Origin of the sequence: Acetobacter malorum (genome assembly GCF_001580615.1) — a bacterium.
Taxonomy (GTDB): domain Bacteria; phylum Pseudomonadota; class Alphaproteobacteria; order Acetobacterales; family Acetobacteraceae; genus Acetobacter; species Acetobacter malorum.
The window spans coordinates 57,690-82,029 of the sequence record NZ_LHZC01000040.1 but is presented as its reverse complement, the minus strand read 5'-3'; the positions used below and the strand labels follow the sequence as shown (position 1 = coordinate 82,029).

Annotated in this window: 16 protein-coding genes; 8 read left to right on the top strand and 8 right to left on the bottom strand. The window is 55.6% G+C overall.

Annotation, left to right across the window (positions count from 1 at the left end; translation table 11 throughout):
* Nucleotides 1–1,204, top strand: a 1,204-nt coding sequence (locus AD930_RS04100) for an OPT family oligopeptide transporter (RefSeq protein ID WP_082781687.1), incomplete at its 5' end; no start/stop codon positions are given.
* Between the two features lie 172 nt (nucleotides 1,205–1,376).
* Nucleotides 1,377–2,357: a glycosyltransferase family 2 protein gene (locus AD930_RS04095; protein WP_061505240.1), complete on the top strand. Its 981-nt coding sequence runs from the start codon at nucleotides 1,377–1,379 to the stop codon at nucleotides 2,355–2,357.
* A gap of 48 nt (nucleotides 2,358–2,405) precedes the next feature.
* Here AD930_RS04095 and AD930_RS04090 read toward each other — a convergent pair whose 3' ends face one another.
* A complete protein-coding gene (locus AD930_RS04090; protein WP_082781686.1) occupies nucleotides 2,406–3,821 on the bottom strand; it encodes a glucosyltransferase domain-containing protein in 1,416 nt (471 codons plus the stop codon).
* Between the two features lie 340 nt (nucleotides 3,822–4,161).
* On the opposite strand from AD930_RS04090, the gene AD930_RS04085 reads away from it, so the two are divergent.
* Nucleotides 4,162–5,223 carry an acyltransferase family protein gene (locus tag AD930_RS04085; RefSeq protein WP_082781685.1) on the top strand — a complete coding sequence of 354 codons (1,062 nt, stop codon included), beginning with the start codon at nucleotides 4,162–4,164 and terminating at the stop codon, nucleotides 5,221–5,223.
* 71 nt (nucleotides 5,224–5,294) lie between these two features.
* Here AD930_RS04085 and AD930_RS04080 read toward each other — a convergent pair whose 3' ends face one another.
* The 3 genes from AD930_RS04080 to AD930_RS04070 all read right to left on the bottom strand — a co-directional run bounded on the left by AD930_RS04080 (nucleotide 5,295) and on the right by AD930_RS04070 (nucleotide 11,055).
* Nucleotides 5,295–7,682 carry a TonB-dependent receptor gene (locus tag AD930_RS04080; protein ID WP_061505246.1) on the bottom strand — a complete coding sequence of 796 codons (2,388 nt, stop codon included), beginning with the start codon at nucleotides 7,680–7,682 and terminating at the stop codon, nucleotides 5,295–5,297.
* Between the two features lie 179 nt (nucleotides 7,683–7,861).
* Nucleotides 7,862–10,189, bottom strand: coding sequence for a glycosyltransferase family protein (locus AD930_RS04075; RefSeq protein WP_061505237.1), 2,328 nt, complete (start codon nucleotides 10,187–10,189; stop codon nucleotides 7,862–7,864).
* A 50-nt stretch (nucleotides 10,190–10,239) separates the two neighbouring features.
* The gene (locus AD930_RS04070; protein WP_061505236.1) at nucleotides 10,240–11,055 is read right to left on the bottom strand and encodes a universal stress protein; all 816 of its coding nucleotides are present in this window, start codon (nucleotides 11,053–11,055) and stop codon (nucleotides 10,240–10,242) included.
* A 261-nt stretch (nucleotides 11,056–11,316) separates the two neighbouring features.
* Here AD930_RS04070 and AD930_RS04065 point away from each other — a divergent pair, with 261 nt between their 5' ends.
* The 4 genes from AD930_RS04065 to mdoH all read left to right on the top strand — a co-directional run bounded on the left by AD930_RS04065 (nucleotide 11,317) and on the right by mdoH (nucleotide 17,012).
* Nucleotides 11,317–12,102 carry an alpha/beta fold hydrolase gene (locus AD930_RS04065; RefSeq protein WP_061505245.1) on the top strand — a complete coding sequence of 262 codons (786 nt, stop codon included), beginning with the start codon at nucleotides 11,317–11,319 and terminating at the stop codon, nucleotides 12,100–12,102.
* A gap of 385 nt (nucleotides 12,103–12,487) precedes the next feature.
* Nucleotides 12,488–13,498, top strand: a complete 1,011-nt coding sequence (locus AD930_RS04060) for a hypothetical protein (RefSeq protein WP_156476849.1) — start codon at nucleotides 12,488–12,490, stop codon at nucleotides 13,496–13,498.
* 48 nt (nucleotides 13,499–13,546) lie between these two features.
* Nucleotides 13,547–14,686 carry a polysaccharide biosynthesis/export family protein gene (locus AD930_RS04055; protein WP_061505234.1) on the top strand — a complete coding sequence of 380 codons (1,140 nt, stop codon included), beginning with the start codon at nucleotides 13,547–13,549 and terminating at the stop codon, nucleotides 14,684–14,686.
* Between the two features lie 10 nt (nucleotides 14,687–14,696).
* Nucleotides 14,697–17,012, top strand: a complete 2,316-nt coding sequence (mdoH, locus tag AD930_RS04050) for a glucans biosynthesis glucosyltransferase MdoH (RefSeq protein WP_061505233.1) — start codon at nucleotides 14,697–14,699, stop codon at nucleotides 17,010–17,012.
* A 74-nt stretch (nucleotides 17,013–17,086) separates the two neighbouring features.
* Here the strand turns inward: mdoH and AD930_RS18050 are convergent, their stop codons facing one another.
* The 4 genes from AD930_RS18050 to AD930_RS04030 form a co-directional block, all read right to left on the bottom strand.
* A complete protein-coding gene (locus AD930_RS18050; protein ID WP_061505232.1) occupies nucleotides 17,087–17,425 on the bottom strand; it encodes a hypothetical protein in 339 nt (112 codons plus the stop codon).
* On the bottom strand, nucleotides 17,415–19,031 hold the full coding sequence (locus AD930_RS04040) for a PepSY-associated TM helix domain-containing protein (protein ID WP_244150485.1): 1,617 nt from the start codon (nucleotides 19,029–19,031) through the stop codon (nucleotides 17,415–17,417). The genes AD930_RS18050 and AD930_RS04040 overlap by 11 nt, the downstream gene beginning before the upstream one ends.
* Complete coding sequence (locus tag AD930_RS04035) at nucleotides 19,028–21,169, bottom strand: TonB-dependent siderophore receptor (protein ID WP_373320497.1); 2,142 nt, start codon at nucleotides 21,167–21,169, stop codon at nucleotides 19,028–19,030. Before AD930_RS04035 ends, AD930_RS04040 begins: the two co-directional genes overlap by 4 nt.
* Before the next feature lie 206 nt (nucleotides 21,170–21,375).
* Nucleotides 21,376–23,034 (bottom strand): NAD(P)/FAD-dependent oxidoreductase, encoded by a 1,659-nt coding sequence (locus AD930_RS04030; RefSeq protein WP_061505230.1) that lies wholly within the window; start codon nucleotides 23,032–23,034, stop codon nucleotides 21,376–21,378.
* Between the two features lie 103 nt (nucleotides 23,035–23,137).
* On the opposite strand from AD930_RS04030, the gene AD930_RS04025 reads away from it, so the two are divergent.
* Nucleotides 23,138–24,331, top strand: coding sequence for a cation diffusion facilitator family transporter (locus AD930_RS04025; protein WP_061505229.1), 1,194 nt, complete (start codon nucleotides 23,138–23,140; stop codon nucleotides 24,329–24,331).
* Nucleotides 24,332–24,340 lie beyond the last annotated feature (9 nt).

Here is a 24,340-nt window from a genome sequence, read left to right as displayed (position 1 = left end):
CGGGGCGATTGCCATTTCCTCCCTGTGGACACTGATCGAACTGATGGGCCCCGTCCTGCGCGGCCTGAGCAGCGTGTTCCGGGGCCGCAGCGGCTCCGTGGTGCCGGATGCGGACCGTGACCTTTCTCCCCGCACCATGATCGCTCTTCTGGCCGTCACTGTTCTGATGCTGGGCGGCCTGTTTGCGGCCTTTCTGGCCCCTATGGCGCATGGCATCTGGCCCGCCGTATGCGCGGCGGTGGTGTTTTGCGTGGTGTTTGGCTTTGTGATGGCCGCCGCCTGCGGTTACATGGCGGGCATTGTCGGCTCCTCCTCCTCTCCCATTTCCGGCATTATCATTATTGCCGCCGTGCTGTGCGCGCTGATGATTCTGGGGCTGGAATCCCTCGGCCTGATGCCTGCGGAAATGATGGCGGATGGCCAGACGCTGGCCACCGGCTTCACCATCCTGCTGCTCTCCGCCATTACCGCGACCGTCGCTATTTCCAACGATAACCTGCAGGACCTGAAAACCGGCCAGCTTGTCGGCGCCTCCCCCTGGAAGCAGGAAGTGGCACTCATTGCAGGCTGCGTGGTGGGCGCTGCGGTGATCCCGCCGGTGCTCAACCTGCTGTATCAGGCCTACGGCTTTGCCGGTGCCCCCATGCCGCGCCCCGGCATGGATCCCGCCCACGCACTGGCCGCCCCCCAGCCGGCACTGATTGCCATGATTGCTAAGGGGATTTTCACACAGTCACTGGACTGGAGCATGCTCTCCGTCGGGTTCGGGCTGGGCGCTGTTCTGATCGGGCTGGACCTGCTGCTGCGCCGCCGCCATCTGGCCCTGCCCCCGCTGGGTGTGGCGGTGGGTATCTACCTGCCCGCCTCCGTCAGCGTCACGCTGGCAGTGGGCGCTGTTCTGGGCTGGGTGCTGAACCGCAAGCTGAAGGAACGCCGCAGCACAACCGGCGGTTACGGTGAGGCTGACCGCCTGCCGGAAACCGTGACAGAACATGACGCCAGCATTGGCACCATGATCGCCTCCGGCTTTATTGTGGGAGAAAGCCTGATTGGCGTGGGGCTGGCCGTGCTGTCCGGCGCGCTGGGGCGGGATGATGCACTTTCTCTGGCACCCTGGCTGCCCGCCGGAGCCCCTGCCGTGCTGGGGCTCGTTGCTTTCTGCGCCACATGTTTCTGGTTTGCCCGGAAAGTGCTGCAAAAATAAAAGCAGCTCTCCCGGAAGCATTATCCCTTGAAAAACTGAACTTTTTCTGAATGTGTCCAGCCTGCAACGACCCCACATTTTTACAGGCTGGTTGTCGCAACTCAGAGCTGAAAATGATATTATAATTTGCACCTAGAATTTTATTATTTACAGAACTGAAAGTCCTCTTTTTATGCCTGCCACCCTGCGCCCAGCCCCACGACTGGCCATTGTCGTGCCCTGCTACAATGAAGAAGAAGTTTTTGCCTATTGCCAGCAGGAACTGGGCGCACTGCTTTACACCATGGTGCAGGACCATATGGTGCAGCCGGACAGCTTTCTGCTGTTTGTGGATGATGGCAGCCGGGACACTACATGGGAGCAGATCAAGGCTGCGTGTGAGACAGAAACCTGCGTGCAGGGTTTAAAACTTTCCCGCAACGAGGGCCACCAGTCCGCCCTGCTGGCCGGACTGGCCGCCGCAGCCCCGCAAGCCGAGGCCATTGTCAGCATTGATGCCGACCTTCAGGATGACATCCAGACCATCCGCCGCATGGTTGAACGCTATCGTGCAGGCTATGACGTTGTGTACGGCGTGCGGGAATGCCGCCAGACAGATACGTGGTTCAAACGCACCTCGGCGGAAGGCTTTTACCGGCTGATGGCCGCCATGGGGGTCAAGCAGGTCTTCAACCATGCAGACTTCCGTCTGCTCAGTCAGCGCGCCCTGACTGAGCTGCTGCGCTATACGGAACGCAACGCCTATATCCGCGGCCTTGTGCCACTGGTGGGCTTTCCCTCCACAGAGGTTGCCTATGCCCGCGGCCTCCGCACCGCCGGTGAGTCCAAATACCCTCTGAGCAAAATGCTCGCTCTGGCCGTAGAGGGCATTACCTCCATGACCATCACCCCCTTGCGGCTGATTGCCACACTGGGGCTTTGTATCTGTCTGTTCTCAGTAACGGCGACACTTTATGTGCTGGTCAGAAAATTCAGCGGTAACACCGTCGAAGGCTGGCCCTCTATCATCCTGTCCATCTTCTTCATGGGCGGTGTACAGATGCTCTCTCTGGGCATTATTGGGGAATATGTTGGCAAGATTTATTTGGAAGCCAAACAACGCCCGCGCTTTCATGTAGAGAGCTTTCTGAAACTCTCTACAAAACAAAAATAATATAATGAGCAGAAAGATAAAAATTATCTTTCTGCTCATTCCTATAGATTAATAAGTCATATTTTTAATTTCAGACATTTTTATATAGTAAATATTTTTATTTCCCGGATCAGAAACAAGTATACCATCTGTCATTTTTATATCATTTAAGCCATTATTTTTGATAATATCCATTGCCATACCTTTGGGTGTCCAAGCATTACCAAGAGATATTGCTCCGTATTCATATTGGCTGAAATGAGAATAGATATTACCATTAATCCCACGGATATCAAAATCAATCGTCCTGCCCCTTGGAACAGATTTAAACGCTGCAGCCAGATCAGAGAGTTGATGCTGCTGAACATCGATAATGTAATAATTAATGTTCCAGATTGCAGAAAAAGCAATACCAGATACAAAAAATAAACAAAAATACTTATGTAATGAAATAAATCTTGAAAATATATTGAAAATACCATTCAAAAACAGAACCGCCAGAATGCTTTCCACCCCGACAAGAGTTCTGTAAGGCGAAGATGTCTCTACAACTAAAATATTAGGCGCATAGCTTGCAAGACAAAAGGCTATGACCATCAAAATTTTTAAAAAGAAATTCCATTTTTTGGGAGTATACCAAACGCCACAAAGAATAAGACACGCACAAACAACATTATAGAAAACAGAAGGCTGAATATTATAATTCGCAACTGACTGCATAAAAGGTCGATTGAAAAACCACAATATTTTCTGGAAGAGATGGAGGTTCAGCGTTTCACGACCGGTAGAGCCATACAAATGTGTATAAATTTTTATGAAAATAAAATTTGTCAACATTGCAAGAAATAAAATAATACCATTCTTTATTATTTTCTTTAATACATTCCCATTTTCGAAAAATGTTTTTAGGAAAATAAAAAATACAAACATCATGCCTGCAGGCTGGTAAATAAGAAAACTTATTGCCAATATGATGCAACTAATAATAATATTCTTCTTATCATCATTTTCATTGGCAAAGAGAAATGCAAAAAATGCCAGAACAATGGAGAGGACAAAAGGGTATGTAATTGCCCAGGCAGCATATATCTGCAGAGATGGTAAAAAAATGAGACAACATGCAACAGAAAAACGCATTATATTTGATTTAAAAATGCGCTTCTTATCCATATAGAAATATAAAAAAACAGAATACAGCGCAATAAAAAATACAGAAACAAACCGGAAGTAGGAGAATGCAGAAACTTTTCCTACTGCCCATGTCATGATCTGCCTCAATCCCCCATATACAGGACGACCTGACATAGATTCCCACTGCACATTCCATTCGGGACTGATATAGTGAAAATATATTACAGAATAGTCATCAGATAAGCCATAGCTTCTGATGAACACGCTTGAATAGCATATTAAAACAAATATAAACAAGCATATATAATTATATATGTTTTCTTTTTTTATGATTTCATTGGTGTTCCTAGTCATACGCTTCTCATTTTACATTATTTTATGATTTTTTCTTTATATCCTTCCTTTCCCGTTATTGCAATCAAACTATTTATTGTTTTCCCTATGATTTCGAATTACCACCATTCAAAATAAAATAGAATATTTTATAACTATTCCTAGTAATCCCCGGCCCTCATCAGAAAATAAAGTAAGCCTTGCTCTCTGCATTAAATAATATTCACAAGAAGGAAATAAATTGTATAGGAGGTGTTAAGACTTATTTTTAGGCGCACAGAGCATTTTTAGCATTGGATTTTCTAAATTTTAACATATAATTTTGCTATTAATCTTATAATTCTTAAGGCACTATAATATTATGAGTCTAACTCAGGAACAAAACTCGCCGGCACGATTCTACGCTTTAGATGGTCTTCGAGGAATTCTGGCATTAACTGTTATGCTCAACCACATGATTGGCGTTGTCACAGGCTGGAGTGAACAAAGGCCTTTCAGTGGAGCGTATATCAGCGTTATTTACTTCTTTATCATGTCGGGTTTTGTGCTGACCTATGCTCACAAAACCAGTCATAAATTTCTATATTTCTTCCTTTTGCGGCTCGCCCGCCTCTGGCCACTGCATTGTGTGACAACCCTCACGATGATTGTCATCTATGCCTATAACAGCAGGCATATGGGCTATGTTGCAGGACATTATATTTTTAACTGGAAAGTCATCCTGCAAAACCTGTTCTTTCTGCATGGCGTGACACCACATCAATTCCCGCTCATCAATGATCCGTCATGGAGCATCAGCATTGAATTCTGGGCGTCTCTTTTAATTCCGCTAATTTTTATCAGAATAGCGCCGTTCAAAAGACTGTTGATTGCGGGCACATTCATTCTTCTTCTGTGCATCCAGTCTGCTGTCGGGTTTATTGATATGTCCTTCGGCGGCATGTTCACGTTCCTGCTTGCCTCATCAGCCATCATGCTGGGGTCTGCCGTCTATTCACTTCTGACGCCAGAACGGATCACCAAAAGCACGACAAAAAACAGTTTTGAAGTCTTTCTGTGGGTCTGTTTAGCCAGTTGTCTGGTTGGTATTTACGGGCAGATTCACAATAAACTGGATTATTTGTTTATCCTACCGTTTATCCCCCTCATGCTGATTGATTTTCAGCCTGAATCCTCGCTGATTAAAAAGGTTTTTCTGTCTCAGCCGGTCCAGTTTTTCGGGTTTATCAGCTTCCCGTTATACCTCATCCATTCCTCGGCCATCATTATCGGCCTCCAATACAGATCAGATAGTCCGATCTTGTCCATCCTGATGGCTGGCGGACTCTCCATCGTCATCTCGTATCTGTATGCAGCTTTCTTTGATATTCCGCTTTATCGCTACCTGAAGAGCAAAATAAAAAACCTGTGCCATGTGCAGTAATTAACACGCGGACCGGACACAACAGCCCCCTTTACGACCTTGCGTGGTAAAGAGGGCTTAATGCGTCGTCTTTAATACGTCATAGACAGGTTAAACAGGAAAGACCGGCCAACCGAAGGTGTTACGCGGTTGCTGAACAGGTTGCCGTAGTTCAGGCGGTTGGCAAGGTTGTAGCCATTCATGGCAATTTTCCAGTTCGGACCAAACTGGTGGGACACCACCGCGTCAAACTCGACGTTTGCCGGAACGCGGGCGGTATTGGCCGGGTCCAGGAACACGCCTTCACGCCAGGTCACGCCCCCACCCATTGTCAGGTTATAGGGCTTTTTGGGCGCAATTTCATACGTAGTCCACACAGTTGCCTGATTGCGGGGCACATACTGCACCTGCTTGCCAATATCCGCTGCGGTGCCGCCCGTCGTCTTGCTGTCATACTTGGCGTAGGTGGCAATCATGTTCCAGTTTTTCAGGATCTGGCCGGACACACTCAGTTCCACACCCTGGTTGCGCTGGGTATCGCCAGAGTCCGTCACCGTCCCGGTGCTGGGGTCTGTCAGCATGGAATTGCCTTTTTCCAGACGGAAGACAGAGGCCGTAAAGCCAATCCGGTCATGGAACGCGGAATATTTGGCCCCCAGTTCATACAATCTGCTGCGCTCCGGCTGGAATTTGGAATTCTTGGGAGACAGCGGCTCAGAACTGTTGGTGACGTAAAGACCCATCGGCGTGGTGGATTCAGCCCAGTTGAAATACACCATTGCATGGTCGTTCGGCGTGTACATCAGGCTGACATTCGGGTTGAACGTATCCTGCTTCTGGCCCAGATGCGTATCCGGCGTCGTGGCGACACCGCCCGTTGCATTATAATTGCTGCTCCAGTGGTCCCACCGGAAACCGGCCTTAACCGAGAACCACGGCGTCAGCCACGCCTGCTCGGAAAAGAATGCCCCGACATCTGTCGCCGCACTGGTCTTCCATTCCTTTCTGCCCACGCCGTTGGGAATGTTCACCAGATTGTCCGGGTTGAGGGAGCCCACGCCTACATCCAGCCCCGGAATATAGGCCGTCGGGTTCAGCAGGCTCGCCCAGCGACGGGCGCTGGGGTTGTTGTAAGCATAATTCCGGCGGCGGTCATAAATATGCTCAATGTCCACACCGGCAATCATCTGGTGTTTAATCGTGCCAGTATTAAAATTAGCAACTGCAGAAGAAACATTCTGCACCGACCAGTCATCCTGCTGGTAAGGATTAGGGCCACCCACCCCACCTATGCGGGAAACCTGCGCGGTTTGTGGATGAGATGAGAAAAATGCGCTGGTACACGCCGCATTGCAGCTTTCCTGGGATGCCGAGAAGTAGCGGCTGTAAAGGCCGCCGCGCGTATCGTTATATACCGTGATATGCGGGTTCACCTCCCACTTCAGACGGCCTGTCAGCATATCAACATTTGAATTATCCTGGTCAAACGTCGTGCCATACCAGGTGGTGCGCCGCACGCCATATTCCGTTACCGGTTTGCCGTAGGAGGCCCCCGGCTTTGTCACCACGGGCACACCATAATCCGGAATACGGTTATCCGTCTGATGGAAATATTCTATGGTGTAATTCACTTTTTTCCCAAGACCGAAAATAATGGACGGCGCAATCCCCCAGCGGTGGGAATAAACCGCATCCCGCCCGACCATATCATTTTCGTTCCCCATGCCCGTCACACGCACGGCAATGGTGTCGGTAATCTTATGGCTGAAATCGAGCGTGCCACGATAATACGCCCCGCTCCCACCAGAGAAGCTGGCCCCGATATGGTTCTGGTCATTCGGCGTTTTGGTGGTGATGTTAATCGCGCCACCCGTAGTGCCATTCCCAAACACCTGCGAGGACGGCCCCTTGATGACCGTCACATGGTCATAATCAAAAGAGTCACGGGTATAAACACCAAAGTCCCGCAGACCATTTTCATAAATATCATTCTGGGCCGCAAAGCCACGGATAAGGAACTGATCGCCCGCCATCCCGCCTTCGCCCTCGCCCACGGAAGCCGTAATCCCCGGCACGTTCTTGAGCGCTTCATCCAGTGATTTGACGTTCTGCTGCTGCATGAGGAGCTGCGGCACAACATCAATCGTCTGCGGCGTGTGCAGCACATCCTGCGGCATGCGGCTGATGCCAATGGGCGTGCGCAGCGTGTTCATGGGGGAGGCCGTCACAACCCAGTGTTCAGATTCTGAGCCGTCATCTTCCTTGATCAGTTCTGGCCCCTTCCCTTTCGGGTTGCTCAGAACGGCCTGCGGCTGTGCAGCTTTTTTGGCAGCGTCCGTTGGCGCGTGCGGGGGCAGAACAGGCTCTTTTCCCGTCGCGTCATCCGCCGCCATGGCCGGGAGAGCCGAACCACATCCCAAAGCCAGACCAAAGGCCAGAGGCGCCGGGTGAAGGCGGCGCCGAATAGTGTGTTTACGCATGGATGAAGCAGCCTGTTGCAAATTAAGAGCATGAAGATGCTTTGCCATAACAGAGGATGATAATGATTCGCAAATTCAGCTTGTGCATAGCAGGCCCGCTTACATCCTTCGGCTAAGTCATGACTTAGCCGAAACGGGATCGATCAAGAAAAAGAGACAGGCCTTTTCCAGCCCAAACGTCACCCTGCCCCGTGTAGCGCCACCACATCCCCGCGCCTCTGCCGGCCACCGACAAAGCCGAGCCCAAGCAAAGCCAGCCCAGCCAGAAAAGCCGCCCAGCCCCACGCTATGAAGGGCGGCGTAAAGCTGAACCGGATATCCGCCTGCCCCGCAGGCAGCGGAATGCGCTCAAACAGGCCATCCTCAAATAACGGTACCACGGACTGGCCGTTTACGCTGGCGATCCAGCCCGCCATCATCAGTTCTCGCCGGATGAGGAAAGAGGGTGCTGCGCACTGCGTTTGCACCTCTGTCTGCGTGTGCGCCTGCACGCTGCATCCGGGGCCAGCCTCAAAATACGGGGCAGCATTGGGCAGGCGATACACGTCGGCTGTCGGGTCAGCATAAATCAGTTTCAGGCGATTTTCAGGAGCCAGCGCCTCACTGCCCGGCAACGCAAAACCATGCGGCACCAGCGCCAGCGCTACACCCAGCTTTTCAAAAACCTCCGGTCTTTTGGCCAGTGTTTCCGCCAGAAAAAACTGCCCGCCGGGGCGGTTAGGCGTAATGCCATCAAACGTCACGCCATCTACATCCGGGCCAAAATCATGCTTCATGCGCTCAATCCACGCGCTGGGCATGGGCACACCATTATGGTTGAGGGACGGCAGACGGAAATACGCGCCGTAGTTGGGCGCAATCACCCCCATCGTCACAAAACGCTGTAAACCCAGCTCCCGCTGCACGGTGTTCAGCAAAGGCGTGTTGCGCGGCAACGGGGCGCGCACGCAGAGCAGCGGAATACAAAAGAGCAGGAACGCCTCACCCAGAACGCCAGCGCTCACCAGCGCCACCCGTGCCCGCGCGGACTGCCAGCGGCCCCACCCCAGAAAACCCGTAGCACACAGCGCAATTACGCCGCACCCGAGCAGAACAGACCCGGCCTCATACCCCCATGTTGGCACGGGGCCGTGGCTATAACTGCGCAGGGCGTCGCGCGTCGGGCCGTTCAGCCGCCATGCGCCAAACGCGGCCGCTCCAAGCACTACACTCGCCCATGCCACAGGCTTTTTAAAAACAGCCCGGATCTGCGTGGACGTAAACGAGGCTGGCAAACTGAACAGATCGTCCAGCCCAAAAGCGGCCAGAAGAATGAGCGCTGCCTGTTCTGCCGGAAAGCACAAGCGATAGAAAATGGTAAGCCCTACGCCGGGCAGAAGATCCACCAGTCCGGTGATGATCGGCAGGTTGGCCTGCTTGCCTATACAGACCAGAACATAGCCCGCCAGCATCAGCCGTGCCGGGCGCTCACGTTTGCCAAACAGGGCGATGAGCGCCAGCCATGGCACCACCAGCCCGGTATAGCCCCCCATGGCCCACCATGCGGCAGACTGCTCCGCACCCCCGTAAAAAAACAGACCGTTGATATAGGGGAACAGCGCCATAGCCCAACTGGCGTGCGGCAAGGCAGCATCCAGCACGCCTGCGTGCGGGCCAACCCATGCTTCCCGCAGGAAGTCCGCAAAGGCCACAAGCTGCGGTGCCGCCAGCAAAAGCGCCGCAGCCCCTCCCGCCATAATGCGCAAGACATAAGGCAGGCGCGTCGCAGCCGGTTGCTGCACAAACCGCAACACCGCCCAGCACAAACCCAGCGTGCCAACCAGAAAAGCCGTTTCCGGAAAGCCGGAGAGCAGCATGTAGCCCAGCCCTAAGGCCAGCCAGCCCCAGCCGCCCACGCCGACATGCGTTCTGGCGCGCTCAATGCCAAACAGCACCAAAGGCAAAAAGGCCAGCGGCTGACTTGGGCCATCCGCAGCCCACGCATAGGTGCCGTTAAACGCGTAGAGCAGTGCGCACAGCAGGACAGCACGTTTATCCAGATGCAAGGCCCGCAGAAAGGCATACATCGCCAGCCCTGCGACACTCTGCAGAGCAATCTTCATCAACAGCAAACCACCGGGAAAGCCCAGCAGCAGGACAAACGGCAGGAAGAACGCCGCAGGCTGATACTCACCTGCCAGAGGCATCCCCACCCCGCTATAGGGGTTCCACCAGGGCAGGATTCCCTGCCGCCAGTCAGACGCCACCAGATGCCCCAGCGCCTGCACAATCACGCCCGCGCAGCCGTCAATCCAGCCGGGCAGACCGGGTAGCAGGCCGCCTTCCAGCCAGTCCCGCCGGGTGGTCGTGGCCACAGACAGGACGGAGAGCGGGTCGGACGTCATCTGCCCGAACAGGGCGGGCCCGATCAGCTCAGGCAGATGAACGAGAACAGGCAGCAGCACCAGCAGCGCGACGTGCCAGAGCGGCCAGCGGCGCGACGCCGGGCGGGAAAAAGCGATATCCATAGGCCCACTTTAGCAAAAATCGGGCCACTCTCCTACACGCCCGGGTGCCTTTAATGATGCAGAAAGACCGGAATACTGGGGTGGTGCAGGATATAGTCCGTCACGCTCCCCATAATCCGGTTATACAGCATGCCATGCTGGTAGCCGCCCATCACCAGCAGGTCGGCTTTTTCATCCTGCGCGATATCCAGCAGTTGCTGCGCCACGGCATCTGCCCCGTGCCGATGCGGCAGATGTGCACTTTCATACGCAATACCGGGCAACAGATCGGGCGGCATGATCTCCCCTTCCGGAGAGAGAACCGTCACAGTCTCTGCGTGCGCCAGCAGCATGCGGGAGGCCGTAAAGGCCCTGCGGCAACACGGGGAATCCCGCCAGGCCATCAGCACGGTGCGGCCGCACGGGCGGTCCCAGAACGGCGGCACCAGCAACAGCGGGCGATTTGTCTCAAAAATAGCAGACCGCAGAGCGCGGTGTTTCTGCTCACTGTCCCTGCGGTCGGGGAAGCTTTGCAGGATTAAGCCGGCATCACGGCCATAGCCGTTGATAATCCGCTCCACAGCAATTTCCGGGTCCAGCCAGTTGACTTCCACAGCCGAAAGCCGGTCCGCCGGGGAGCCATATTCCTGCTCCAGCCACTGATGAAAGGTCGCATGCAGGCTGGCGGCCCATTCCCGCTGGTCCTGCCGCATAACAAAAGCGCCCTCATCCGTCAGGCCCATCGGGCCTCTGCCGTCATTGGGGGGCTCACGGGCTGCCAGAACATCAATCCGGTCCGCCCCAACCTGTTTGATCAGGGACGCCGCGAGAGAGAGCAGAACCACGGCCTGATCGGGCTGGTTAAGGATAACGAGGCAGCGTTGCATAAAAAACCGTCCTTCTTCTGTTCCGTCCCTGGCGCACAGACATGCGGCAGACGCGCTCTGCCTCATGGAGACGGTTCCGCTTCAAACCTCCATACGCTCAAAAGTTCCCGGCCAGCGCATGCCACCCTGTTCACCATCGCAAGTCTCTCAGGAAGGTGAAGAAAAAACTGCCCCTGCCCCCTCGCCTTTGGGGGAAAGATGGGCGAAAGTTCCGCCGGACCAGCTCTCCAGAGCTTTGTTTTTGAAAGGATAAAACACGCCGTGCTGCTGAACGTGATTGAACGGGGCCCCGAAGTGTCCTCCGAGGCAAAGACCCTTCCCCCTGTTGTTCTGCTGCATGGACTGTTTGGCCGCGCCCGTAATCTGGGCTTTGTACAACGCAAACTGGCTGCCACCCGCCGCACGCTGGCACTGGATTTGCGCAACCACGGGGACAGCCCCCACGGCCCCATGAGCTTCCGGATTATGGCTGATGATGTACGGGAAACGCTGGAACACCATAACGCCCTGCCCGCCATGCTGCTGGGCCATTCCATGGGCGGCAAGACAGCCATGATGCTGGCCCTGCGCCACCCGGAATGTGTGCATAGCCTGCTGGTGGTGGACATTGCCCCCGGCGAGGGCGGCTTTACCCGCATGGACGTACCGGCCGAGCTGGAAACGCTGGACTTCCCCCCGCATCTGGACCGCGCCGGAGCCGACGCCCTGCTGCGCCCGCTGATCCCCAGTGAAGCGATCCGCCAGATGATGGTGCAGAACATGCGGCTGGGCGATAACCCCGGCTGGAGCATTGGCCTTGCAGATATCATGACGGCTCTGCCCACCATTATGAGCTGGCCGGAGCTGCCAGCGGGCACGCAGTATAATGGCCCGACGCTGTTTATACGCGGTGAGATTTCCCCCTACATCCAGCCCAAAAACTACCCCGCCATGCGCCGCCTGTTCCCGCACTACACGCTGGAGACCATCAGCGGCGCGGGCCACTGGGTGCATGTTGATGCGCCGAAGCGGTTTGCTGAGCTGGTGGAGAAGTTTGCTAAAAACTAATAGAATTTCCTGTTTGCATTCCAAAAACACTGACGGAAACAAGCAGCTTTCGCCGCTCTGTTACTTTATTTATTTGCTAATTTATTATTAACTTACATGTTACTTCAAGAATAACTCTACTTAAATTCTGGTTATTACCTAATAAAATATTGACGATTATAAATACATAAGGCATTCAAGCCTCGATTTCCCTAAATACCAATTTATGGAAATGCAAAAACTCGCGTTTAAACCTGAAGAAACAATTATGAACCATACCTATACTGGGAATACTTCTATTTCTTCTAATGCCCAACCGGTCTCCGCGCCATCTCTTCCAGTATCAGTTCCGGTTCCAAAAGTAGCAGCACCCTCTCGCTGGAGCTTTTTGCGGTCTCCGCTTTTTTTGACAGTTGTTGCCGTTCCCAATTTTATTGCCCTGGCATACTGGGGGCTTATTGCATCCCCCGTTTACCAGTCAGACGCCATTGTCATTGTCACAAACCCTAACAAGGATTCTGACAGCCTGACATCCCTTTTGGCCGGGAATGCCGGTGCCTCCACATCCGGGGCATGGATCCTTAAAAATCGTCTTTTGTCATGGGACGAATTTAAATCCATTGATCAGAAATACCATATTGCCGAAACCTATAAGCACGGTGATTTTGTCGCGCGGGCTGGTGGGCTTTCCAGCTTCTGGCGCACGGATGATATTGCTCTGTGGCATTACTACCAAAGCATGGTTGGCATCACCATTGATGAACAGACCGGCATCACTCAGGTGAATGTCAAAGGCTGGAATTCAAAAGATGCTTATGAAATCTCAAAAACACTCATTCAGGATGGCATCACCCACCTCAATCACCTGAATGAAGATGAAGATAACGATTTCATTTCCTCCGCCACGCAGGAATCAGACCGCCTGCAAAAGCAACTGGCTGAGGATGAACACGCCATTTCACAATGGCGGTCTCAGCATGGCTATTTAAGCCCTGTTTCAGACTACACCTCTCTGGCAGATCAGGCAGTGCAACTCACTACAAAGCACATTGAACTGAACAGCCAGTATCAATCCATTGTCAGGAACGCACCGGGCAATCCTTCAGCGTCTTCTCTCAAGACGCAGATGAATGTGATTGAAAATGCAAGCACGGATGCACGCACGGCTTCTCAGGCCATTTTCCCGGTTGCCATTGAATACGAAACTCTGGACCTGAAGCGGGAAACCGACAGCAAACTGATGGTTGCCGCAGAAACTGCGCTGCAGGAAGCCCGGATCAAGTCCGCACAAAACCACTATTACCTTAAAACAGTCAGCCATCCTTCTGAGCCTCATGCTCCATCGGGTCCTCAGCGCCTGAAATGGATTCTTCTTGTTCTCGTTATCAGTCTGATCCTGCGCGCGCTGCTCGCTTAAAAGCCGCTCCTTTTCTTTCTGATTTCATTCGCACGGACCTGATATTCAATGACAAAATCATGGGCTCGCCTGAAAATTGCAGGCACGCTTGCTCTTTGCCTTGGAAGCACCGCCCTCCTGCCGGGCTGTTCTCTTCCTAATGCCGGCCCGCTGGCTGGAGAGATGGAAGATACCAAGGGCGTGGAAATCATTCCCGTTACGCCGGAACTGGCCCTGAGCATGACACGGCAGTTGCAGGCGGAAGAACAGAGAAAACTGACTGACGCGCTGGCAAAACTTGCCAATGCGCCTCCTGTGCGAGACTACACGCTGCAACCCGGCGATACCGTCGATGTCGCCCTGTGGAGCTTTGCTGACGGTGCCAGCGCTGTTCAGACAGCCCCCACTACGCCAGGACCGCAGGCTACAAAGCTTGGCACCTTCCAGATTGATACGGCAGGCACAATCACTCTGCCCTATGCTGGCCGCATTGCCATTGCGCACCACACCCCCAATGCCGCGCGGGATATTATTGCCCACCGCTATGCACAGCTAGGGATTGTTCACGCACCAGACGTGACAATTAACAGCTCTGCCAGCCAGAACGGTATTATCGTCACCGGGTCCACAGGGGAGCCGAAAGTCCTCTCCTGGAACCCGGGGGGTATTACGCTTGCCCGCGCCATTACTCTCACGCTCGGCAACGGCACGACAACTCTGAGCGAAAACAGTGCGCTGGATACCAGCACAAACGCAATCAGTGTTGCCATTATCCGTCAGGGAGAGGAGGTCGACCTTCCCGTTCCTGATGCTCTGAACCGTGATATTCCGTTGCGCCCGGCCGATAAAATCATCATGCGCCGTGAACCGGCCGTGCAGGTTACTGTTATTGGTGGCGGTGTCTCGCGTGATGGGCTCTATGGTTTTTCAAAACCGCAGAGTCTGGCTGCAACCATTGCCGGAGCACAGGGGCTCAACCCGAACGCCGCCAACAGCACGCGTATTTTTGTCTTCCGGCAGCAGCCGGATAATCAGAAGCCTCTGCTCTATATTTTCTCCTGGAAGGATGGCAACGGGCTGATTGCGGCACAGCGCTTCCCGGTCAGAGATCAGGATATTGTCTACGTTGCGGAATCTCCCATCGTACCAATCTCGCGTGTTCTGAACACGATCTTCCAGATGGCTCTTCCTGCGACAATCGCCAGATAAGATATTCTTCATGGATTTTGCGCCGTATCTGACACTTGCGGGGCTGGACGCATCTCAAGCCACACACGTCGCGCAGCGCATCACCTCGTGGGATGAGCTGCACGAATGGCTTGATGCGCATGCCCCGGAGGATACAACCCCCCTGCCCCGCCGTACCTCCATTGGCACGCCCTTTATGGAAACATCCTGGAAAACGGCCCTAAAAAGGCGGTTTTCCAGATTACAGGAAGACGGGCAGCCCGTAGGGGAAGAACCGCTCTGGCCCGCCGTTGTTGAACGGCGGAGACGGGTCTCCCTGATTACCACCCTTTTTCTGACCGTGTCCCTGACACTGCTTGCTGATGCCACGCTGACGGCTGAGCATATCACGCCCTTACTCAAAACGGCTTATCTGCTTTTATACAGCATCATGAGCTATTTCATGATTGCGACTTTTGCAAAACTTGCAATCGGGTCATGGCACGCTTTACGCGGGCCGGCAGGAAACCCCTGGCATCCTGCTCATAGTGCAACAGAACCCCGGCCAGATGCGCGGGTTGCCGTTCTGTTTCCTGTCTACCATGAAGACCCGGCACGCGTTGTGGCGGGGATGATTGCAACGGCGCAATCCATTTGCCGGTATGCGCCAGAGCACACACAGCATTATGAATTTTTCCTTCTCTCAGACAGCAGAAAGCCGGGCTACAGAATTGCTGAACTCGCCGCCCTGAATCAGGCCCAGGAAGCCTGCCCTGACATCCTGTTCCATTATCGCTGGAGAACATCCAACGATCACGCCAAGCTCGGGAATGTCATCGATTTTTGCCGCCGCTGGGGCAAGGCGTACGAATACATGCTGGTCATGGATGCAGACAGCCTCATGCAGGGGAACACCATTCATCAGCTCCTGCGCATGATGGAAGGCAATCACCGGCTGGGCATTCTGCAAACAAACCCCACGCCTATCCTGCGGGAAAGCTTTTTTGGGCGGATGCAGCAATTTGCTGGCAGGCTTTACGGATCTGCCTTTTCCTACAGCCTTCAGGCCATGTACATGGGCCATGCCAGCTATATTGGCCACAATGCGCTCATCCGCACGCAGGCCTTTATTGACCATTGCATCCTGCCTGACCTGCCCGGCAAAACCCCATGGGGCGGCAAGCCGCTCAGCCATGATATTATTGAAGCCGCCCTTATGGCCCGCGCTGGGTATGAGGTCTGGTTTCTGCCTGACATGGGCGGAAGCTATGAGGAAATACCGGCCAATATTCTTGGCTTCCTGATCCGCGAGCGCCGCTGGATGCAGGGCAACCTGCAACATGCCCGTTTTCTGTTTCTGGAAGGCCTTAAGCCGCTGCATCGGGAAAACTTCCTGAGTGGTTTTATGGGCTACATGTCAGCTCCTCTCTGGGCAGCATTTCTGATTATTTCTGCGGCGTCCATGGTGTCTTATCTGCAAACCGGACGCCTTGCAGAAGGCACGATTGCGCAGATTGAAGTGCCGTCCATCATGATGCTTGCGGCCTCTGTCGTCTTCCTGTTCTCACCACGTATTCTGGCAATCTGCCTGAATATCAAACGGGAAAAATCCTATCTGTTTGGCGGCAAAAACAAACTGGTCCTCTCCACACTGGCGGAAACAGTTTTCTCCTTCTTTTTTGCCCCACTGATGATGGCGTTCATCTCCCGGTTTGTCTGGTTCTGGGTCAAACGGAAAAGTATTTCCTGGGGCACCCAGCAGCGCGATGATGAAGCCCTCCCCTGGGCCATCTGCTTCCGGCATTTTGGCTGGACAAGTGCCGTGGGCATTATCGCCACAGCCATCCTGTTTTATCAGCTCCAGAAAGTGCCGGCACAGGCTATTGCGCTGCTTTCCGTTGCATCCGGCCACTGGCTGCGGCCGGAAAGCATGTTTATCTGGTTTTTCCCCATTCTGGCCGGACTGGGGGCAAGTGTTCTGATCGCCCGTGTGACCAGCAGAACTTTTCCGTTCCTGAAAAAAGCCGGATGGTTCATGATTCCTGAAGAAGTTATTGTTCCGCAGGAAATTACCGATATGGAACACTGGAATACACACCTGATCGCCTCTATCCCTGATCCGGATAAACTTCAGGACTGTGTGCATTACGCGCTGATGGATCGCCTTTTCTACATCAAGCAAAGAGCCAGAACACGGTACAGGCCGCTTGTTGCTCAGGCCGTTCTGACTAAAATTTACAACGGCGAAAAATTGTCTGTCTCGGAATTCATGATTGCGCTCGGCGATACAGACTGCGTCGACGCGATGCACCGGATGTCCTGTGACGCATACGCTCAGTCGCCCGCCGCATTTCCTCAGCCGAGGTAAGATTTCCCCCTACGCCCAACCCAAAAACGCCCCCGCCATACGCCATCTATTCCCGCATTACACGCGGGAAACCATCAGCGGCGCGGGCCACTGGGTGCATGTTGACGCGCCGAAGCGGTTTGCGGAACTGGTGGAGACGTTTGCTGAACGGTAGCGGAAGCAGGCGTTAAAATCCCGGCTCGTGTCTCCACCATCCTTTTCCCAGTCCGCAGCAAAGCCGCCATAATCACGGCAAAGCCCAGCCCCAAAACCCAAGACACAGCAGCAAACGCCGCATTCTCTGCGCTCATGATCTCCAGCCACAAGCTGACGCACAACAGCAGAACACCTGTCCATTTTGCAGCTACAGGGCGCAGGGAGATCAGGATAACCCCGCAGAGTTGCAGGGCTGTATAAAACCAGTCAGGCCCCATCCTGATGTGCCCTCATGGACCGGAGTGCCAGAACACAACAGCCTGCCAGAGAAAGTGCCACGAGAGAGACAGCGCGCTCCACACCATCCGCCCAGGGCGCGCTGAGCAGCACGATACAGCCAGAAACCACCACGCCAAGACTAACAAAAATCCGCCAACCGGTCCGGGCAGGCACCGCTACGGCCAACAGCAAAAGCAGAAACCATACAGCAAAGACGACCTGAACCTCCCGCGTAGCCCGGTCAGCCAGAGTGACAGGTAGCAAGCGGTTGGCGAGGAAGAACGCGGCAAAGGCAACAGGCGTGCCCGCCAGCATCCCGGCATTGATACGGTCAAGCAGGACAAGGCGGACGCTATCCCCCCGGCGCAGGCGGCGTCTGATCCATAATCTCAGCCCGCTTCCCGTCACAATAAGAAGCAGAATGCCGGACCCAAAATAGAGCCAGCGGGTGGCAAGCGGTGCAAAATGCGCGACATGCAGCCCGTAAAGCACGGCAAAGGCCGTCACAACCGGGCGCTGCTCATGTGTGTCAGCCAGCAGTTTTCCTGTTTTTCCATCAAAACGGAGAACATGGGTGCCAAAGGCAATCCGGTCATTATTATCCCCCATAATGACAATGGTCGCAGCACTGTCGGACGGGTTGTAAACATAGACCTGATTCATCCCCTCCGTTTTCAAACGCTCGGCGGCTTCCGCAAGAACCGGGCCAATGGGGGCCAGTGCGCTTGGAGTGCCGGTCGGTGCCGGTGCGGACAGGGATGGAGCCAGAGCAGCCTCAAACGCAGAGGCATCCCGGTAATGCGCCAGCCCGGCCCACGGCATCAAAAGCGTGCCGAGCGTGACAGCACCGGTCAGCGCAATGGTGAGGTGGAAGGGGAGCGCTGCAACCCCGGCCAGATTATGCGCATCCAGCCAGCTGCGCTGTCCTTTTTTGGGTCTGAAGGTGAAGAAATCCAGAAAGATCCGCCTGTGCGCAACAATTCCTGTCAGCAGCACAAACACCAGCGCAAGGGCTGCAATCGCGGCAAGCAGACGCCCCCACGGGTAGGGCAACTGAAGCTCAAAATGGAACCGATAGAAAAAGTCTCCCCCCAGCGTATCCCGAATAGTGTCGGGGGAGCCGGTCACAGGATCCAGCGCGCGCTGGAGAAATGCGCCGTTCTGGTCCCATGCCGCCCAGCTGAACGGCGCGCGGTCTCTTGCCGGGGTGATGTACCATGCGGAGGATTGCGGGGCATGGCGGCTGAGCCAGCCGATAGCGGCCTCGGTCGCCTTGACCGGGTCTACCGGGCGCGCTCCCAGTTCCGGGCGTGCCCAGAGGCTGATTTCAGGCCGAAACACGCTCAGCGTGCCGGAGAGCGTGATGACGTAAATCAGCCATCCGGTAAAAATGCCCGCCATATCGTGCACTTGCGTCATGGCGGCCCGAAAGCCGTTACGCACGCGAGAAAAGCCGACCATGGCGAGCAGCGGCCAGCCCACAAGGGCTACAAAAATACCGGTCAACACAGCATTGACCGGCGATAACGGCAGACAATACGCGGTCAAAAAACTCAGAAGCGCCGCAACGACGTATGCAAGAAAGATGACCGCGGCAGATTTCACCAGGAAAAGCCTATACTACCCTGTGCGTTGCGTCGTTCCCCGTAATAGCAGAAGGCCTGACCGTAGGACGCATACGCCATACAGTTGGAAACGAAGTGCTTGTCAAACAGGTTACGGACACTGGCCGAAGCCGTCCACCCATGTAGCGCGGGGGAGAGGTTGGACAGATCATACCGGATGGAGCCATCAAACAGCGCATAGTTCGGCACCCACACGCTGCCAGTATCGCCCTCGCCGCCATAGGCTTTGGCAGTGTAGCGCATACCGCCGCCAAACCCGAAGCCTTTCATGGGGCCGGAGGGCATGGTGTAGAAGGCAAACAGTGAGGCATTGCCTTTTCCGGACTGGATCAGCGGTTTACCGGTGGAATCGTCACGCACTTTCTGAACACTGACTGCTGCTGTGACCATCAGCCCTTTGTAAACATCCGCATGGGCCTCAAACTCAAATCCATCAGAATGCACCTTACCGCTCTGCACACTGTAAGGCAGGCTGCCGACAGAGACGAGAACATTGGTTTGCTCAATATGGAAACCTGCGGCAGTCAGCAGAACCGGCGTTCCCGGAATCAGATACTTCAAGCCACCTTCAAGCTGTTTCCCGATTGAGGGATCAGCTTGCCGCATTGTCTTGCCGCCATTGTCAGAAACAAGCCCGGACTGCGGCTGGAAGGAGGTCGAATAGCTGATGTAAGGCGCAAGCCCGAAGTCAAAATGATACAGGCCAGACGCACGCCATGTAATCTGGCTGGAGCGCTGCCGCGTATCGGACCCGCTAAAACGCTCGATCTGATGGGAGCGATACCAGTCATTCCGCAGGCTGCCGTTCAGCACCAGTCCACCCCAGTGGATTTCGTCCTGCCCGTAGGCACCAATCTGGTGGGAGTCCGCTTTATACCGGGCCGCCGCAGTCATGTCGGGAAATGTCATGTGGTAGTTGGGGTGCAGCACGTTCAGGTCCGGGGCACTTCCCTCGCTGTAGAGTTCTCCTGCCTGCTGCCACATGTAATCGTAGCCAAACATCAGTGTATGCCGCAGGGGGCCGGTGTTCACGTGTCCTTTAAACTGGCTGTCAAACGCCAGATTGTGCACGTGCTCGTTGGTGCCGTAGGCATAACGCGGCACCGTATCCGGGCTGCTGTAATAGCCCGCATCATAGGTGCTTCTCTGGTCAACCTTGATATCGTCGTAACGCCCGCGGGAATTGAAGCTCCAGTCGTTATTGAAGCGATGCGAGAAGATATAGGTAAAAGAGCCGTGTTTCCGGTTGAATTTCTCAACCCCCACGTCTCCATCATAGAAGTTACGCGGCAGGTAGCCGAAGGAGGCCCGTCTGAGGGAGCCTTCCAGCGGCACACCGCCATACGTCCCGCTTTCCGGATCATACTGGTAATTGCCCAGAATTGTCAGCGTGGTCGGGCCATCACCCCCAAAGCTGAAAGACGGGCTGATTGAAAAACGCCGGCTGCCTGTTTTGGACAACTGCGTGTGCTGGCCATTCACCGTGCCATACAGGCGGTAGCGCACCGAGCCATTATCGGTCGCGTATCCCCCCACATCCGCATCCACACGGTACAGGTCAAACATGCCGCCCGTCGTGGTGACATCCCCATAAGACCTTTGTGCGGTCGGCAGTTTGCTGGAAAGAGCTGCAAGGCCACCGGGGCTGGACTGGCCGTAAAGCGCGGACGCCGGGCCTTTCAGCATTTCAACGCGGTCAAGCCGGAACGTATCGGTCTGGCCCACCGCATAGCCCGTCGGGCTGTCCTGCATCTTCAGGCCGTCAAGGAACGTGGGAACACTAAAGCCACGGAGAAGGAACTGGTCATACCGCGTGCCAATCCCGCCACGCAGATCCGGCGTGACGCCTGCCGTATAACGCACCGCCTGATTGAGACTCAGCACGCCGCGCACGTTCATCTCATTACGGGTGATGACGGAGACGGACTGAGCCGTTTCAATCAGCGGCGTATCGCTTTTGGTGGCGGAGGAGGCGGACGTGGAAAGCCGCCGCCCCTGCACACTAATGGCCTCGACAGCCGCCGCATGAGCAGCCGACTGGGCCGCAGCTTTTTGCGAGGCTGTTTTAACGGAAGACGGCTTTCCTGCCGCATCCTTTTTCTCAGGCTCAGCGGCCAGAAGAGGCTGGCTGGCGCAGGTCACCCCCAACACGACGAAAAGACAGGCAGTACGAGACACGGCGTTCTTTCTCCCACAAAGTAGGAGCCGCTTACATGAAGATGCGAATTATTTGCAACATACGATTTGGCAATAATATGGCAGGCCAGCCCTGCACTGCGGATTTAGGGGCGCTAAAAAGCCGCGCCCCTGAACCTCACCTGCCGTTAAAGCCCCAGCCCGTCTACAGTTTTTCCGGCAATAGCCATCGCCACCGCTTCCGCGATACGGATGCCATCAATTCCGGCTGAGAGAATACCGCCAGCATAACCAGCCCCCTCACCCGCCGGATACAGGCCGGGAGTGCTGAGAGACTGACCATCCTCCCCACGCGGGATGCGCAGCGGGGAAGAGGTGCGGGTTTCAACACCTGTCATCACCGCGTCTTCCATCGCAAAGCCTTTCAGCTTGCGGTCAAACAACGGCAGGGCTTCCCGTAGGGCGGCGACGGCAAAGTCCGGCAAACAAGTGGACAGATCCGCAGGCGTCACGCCCGGCTTATAGGATGGCACCACCGCGCCGAGTGTGGTGGACGGGCGACCCGCCAGAAAATCCCCCACGCGCTGGGCCGGAGCTTTGTAAGACCGGCCACCGGCTTCAAACGCCTTGCGTTCCCAGTGCCGCTGGAAGGCCATGCCCGCCAGCGGGTCATCCGGATAATCCTCACCGGGGCGCAGATCCACCACCATGCCGGAATTGGCATTCCGCTCAGCGCGGGAATACTGGCTCATGCCGTTGGTGACCACCTGCCCTTCTTCGGACGTCGCAGCGACCACGGTGCCACCCGGACACATGCAGAAGGAATACACCCCGCGCCCGTTGCTGGCGTGATGCACCAGCCGGTATTCCGCAGCGCCCAGCAGCGGGTTGCCCGCGCTGGTGCCAAACTGCGCCGTATCAATCACGGATTGCGGGTGTTCAATCCGCACGCCAATGGAAAACGGCTTGGCCTGCATCTGCACGCCCGCCTGCTGCAACATGGTAAAGGTGTCACGCGCACTGTGGCCCACGGCCATCACCACATGGTCCGCGGCAATCACCTCACCGTCTGCCGTGCGCACGCCTTTAATGCGGCCCGTGCCTTCGTCCTGCACCAGTCCGTCAACACGGGTGCCAAAGCGATATTCACCGCCCGCCGCCTCAATTTCCGCGCGGATATGCTCCACCATGGACACCAGCCGGAACGTGCCGATATGCGGGTGTGCCAGATACAGGATTTCTTCCGGCGCACCGGCTTTCACAAACTCTTCCAGCACCCGGCGGCCCAGAAAGCGCGGGTCGCGCACCTGACTATAGAGCTTGCCGTCCGAGAACGTCCCGGCCCCGCCCTCGCCAAACTGCACGTTGCTCTCCGGCGTCAGCACACCCTTCCGCCACAGGGCGAACGTATCCACCGTGCGTTCCCGCACCACCTTGCCGCGTTCCAGAATCAACGGACGCAGGCCCATCTGCGCCAGCGTGAGAGCGGCCATAAAGCCGCACGGGCCTGCCCCAATCACGATGGGGCGCAGATAGCCCGGCTTGCTGGCCAGTGCCGCGCCATCCGTCACCGGCGGACGCCAGGCCATCTCGGGTGCGATATTCACATGCGGGTCTTTGGGGTGTTCGGCCCGGTAGCGCGCCAGCACGGCGGCCTCATCCTTCACGGCGCAATCCACCGTGTAGACCAGCATGATCGCGCTGCGCCGCCGTGCATCATGCCCACGGCGGAACACGGTAAAACGCTCCAGCGCATCCGGCGCAATGGCAAGCCGCGCACGGATGGCGTCTTCCAGCGCTTCGGGGGGATGGTCCAGCGGAAGCCGCAGTTCGGTCAGTCTGAGCATGGCGCGACCTTTATCACATGTGATAGACAGTTAAGGGGCTTCCCTATGCCGGACAGCGTTCTGACGCAACGGGCACGCCTCCGCTAACCTGCAAGGACACGACATGTCTCAGCCGCCGTCCGCCTCATCAGACCCGCACACGGACCATTCCGCCTGCACGACGCATGACCACACGCATGCGCAGGATGCCGCGCACGGTGAAGCTGGCGATAGCGCTGCGGTAAACCCGGAACAGAGTGCGGCCCCCTCTTCCTGCGGCCACGACCATGCCGATCACGGCACAGCCCACCATACGCACGATAATCACGCCCCCGCAGACCATGCGCATGACGACCACTCCCATGACCACAGTCATGACGGGCACGACCATCATCACCACGGGTTCGGGCACGCGCATGTTCATACCCCGGCCTCGTTCGGGAAGGCGTTTGCCATCGGGATTGTGCTAAACACGGTCTATCTGGGCGCGGAAGCCCTGTGGGGCATCCTGTCCAACTCGCTCTCCCTGCTGGCGGATGCGGGGCACAACCTGTCTGACGTGCTGGCACTGGCAGCGGCATGGCTGGCGCAACATCTCTCCGCTAAATCCCCCTCCGCGCGCTTTACCTACGGGTTACGGCGTTCTTCCATTATCGCGGCACTGGCCAATGCCGTCATCCTCATGCTGGTGACGGGCGGCGTCGTCTGGGAGTCCATCGAGCGGCTGTTCCAGCCAGCCCCGGTAGCCGGCAAGACCATGATGATTGTGGCGGGTATCGGCATTCTGGTGAATGGCGGCACTGCCCTGCTCTTTGCCTCCGGCCAGAAGAACGACATCAATATTCGCGGGGCCTTCCTGCATATGGTGTCTGATGCCGTGACCTCGCTGGCCGTGGTGATTGCGGGCGGTCTGGTGCTGCTCACCGGCCTGACATGGATCGACCCTGCCATCAGTATTGCCATTTCCATTATCGTTGTGCTGGCCACATGGTCCCTGCTGCGGGATTCACTGGATATGGCGCTCGATGGCGTGCCCCGCTCCGTGGACCGGGACAGTGTGGAGACCTTTCTGCGCACCCAGCCCGGCGTTGAGGGCCTGCATGACCTGCACATCTGGCCCATGAGCACGACGGAAACCGCCCTTACGGTGCATCTGGTCCGCGCCACCACCCAGCCTGCCGGGCAGACGGAAACGGTGTTGCTGCAAAACACGGTGGAAGCCCTGCGCACCCGTTTTGGCATTGTGCACCCCACAGTGCAGATTGAAAGTGCGGACTATCACCCCGCCTGCCACCTGACCGACCCGCACACGGTCTGATCTTACCCC

What these genes read in the sequence shown, in the direction of transcription:
- AD930_RS04095 (WP_061505240.1), top strand. Translation starts at nt 1,377, where the DNA reads ATGCCTGCCACCCTGCGCCCAGCCCCACGACTGGCCATTGTCGTGCCC.
- AD930_RS04055 (WP_061505234.1), top strand. Translation starts at nt 13,547, where the DNA reads ATGACAAAATCATGGGCTCGCCTGAAAATTGCAGGCACGCTTGCTCTT.
- AD930_RS04030 (WP_061505230.1), bottom strand. Translation starts at nt 23,034, where the DNA reads ATGCTCAGACTGACCGAACTGCGGCTTCCGCTGGACCATCCCCCCGAA.
- AD930_RS18050 (WP_061505232.1), bottom strand. Translation starts at nt 17,425, where the DNA reads ATGGGGCCTGACTGGTTTTATACAGCCCTGCAACTCTGCGGGGTTATC.
- AD930_RS04070 (WP_061505236.1), bottom strand. Translation starts at nt 11,055, where the DNA reads ATGCAACGCTGCCTCGTTATCCTTAACCAGCCCGATCAGGCCGTGGTT.
- AD930_RS04090 (WP_082781686.1), bottom strand. Translation starts at nt 3,821, where the DNA reads ATGACTAGGAACACCAATGAAATCATAAAAAAAGAAAACATATATAAT.
- AD930_RS04085 (WP_082781685.1), top strand. Translation starts at nt 4,162, where the DNA reads ATGAGTCTAACTCAGGAACAAAACTCGCCGGCACGATTCTACGCTTTA.
- AD930_RS04080 (WP_061505246.1), bottom strand. Translation starts at nt 7,682, where the DNA reads ATGCGTAAACACACTATTCGGCGCCGCCTTCACCCGGCGCCTCTGGCC.
- mdoH (WP_061505233.1), top strand. Translation starts at nt 14,697, where the DNA reads ATGGATTTTGCGCCGTATCTGACACTTGCGGGGCTGGACGCATCTCAA.
- AD930_RS04025 (WP_061505229.1), top strand. Translation starts at nt 23,138, where the DNA reads ATGTCTCAGCCGCCGTCCGCCTCATCAGACCCGCACACGGACCATTCC.
- AD930_RS04075 (WP_061505237.1), bottom strand. Translation starts at nt 10,189, where the DNA reads ATGGATATCGCTTTTTCCCGCCCGGCGTCGCGCCGCTGGCCGCTCTGG.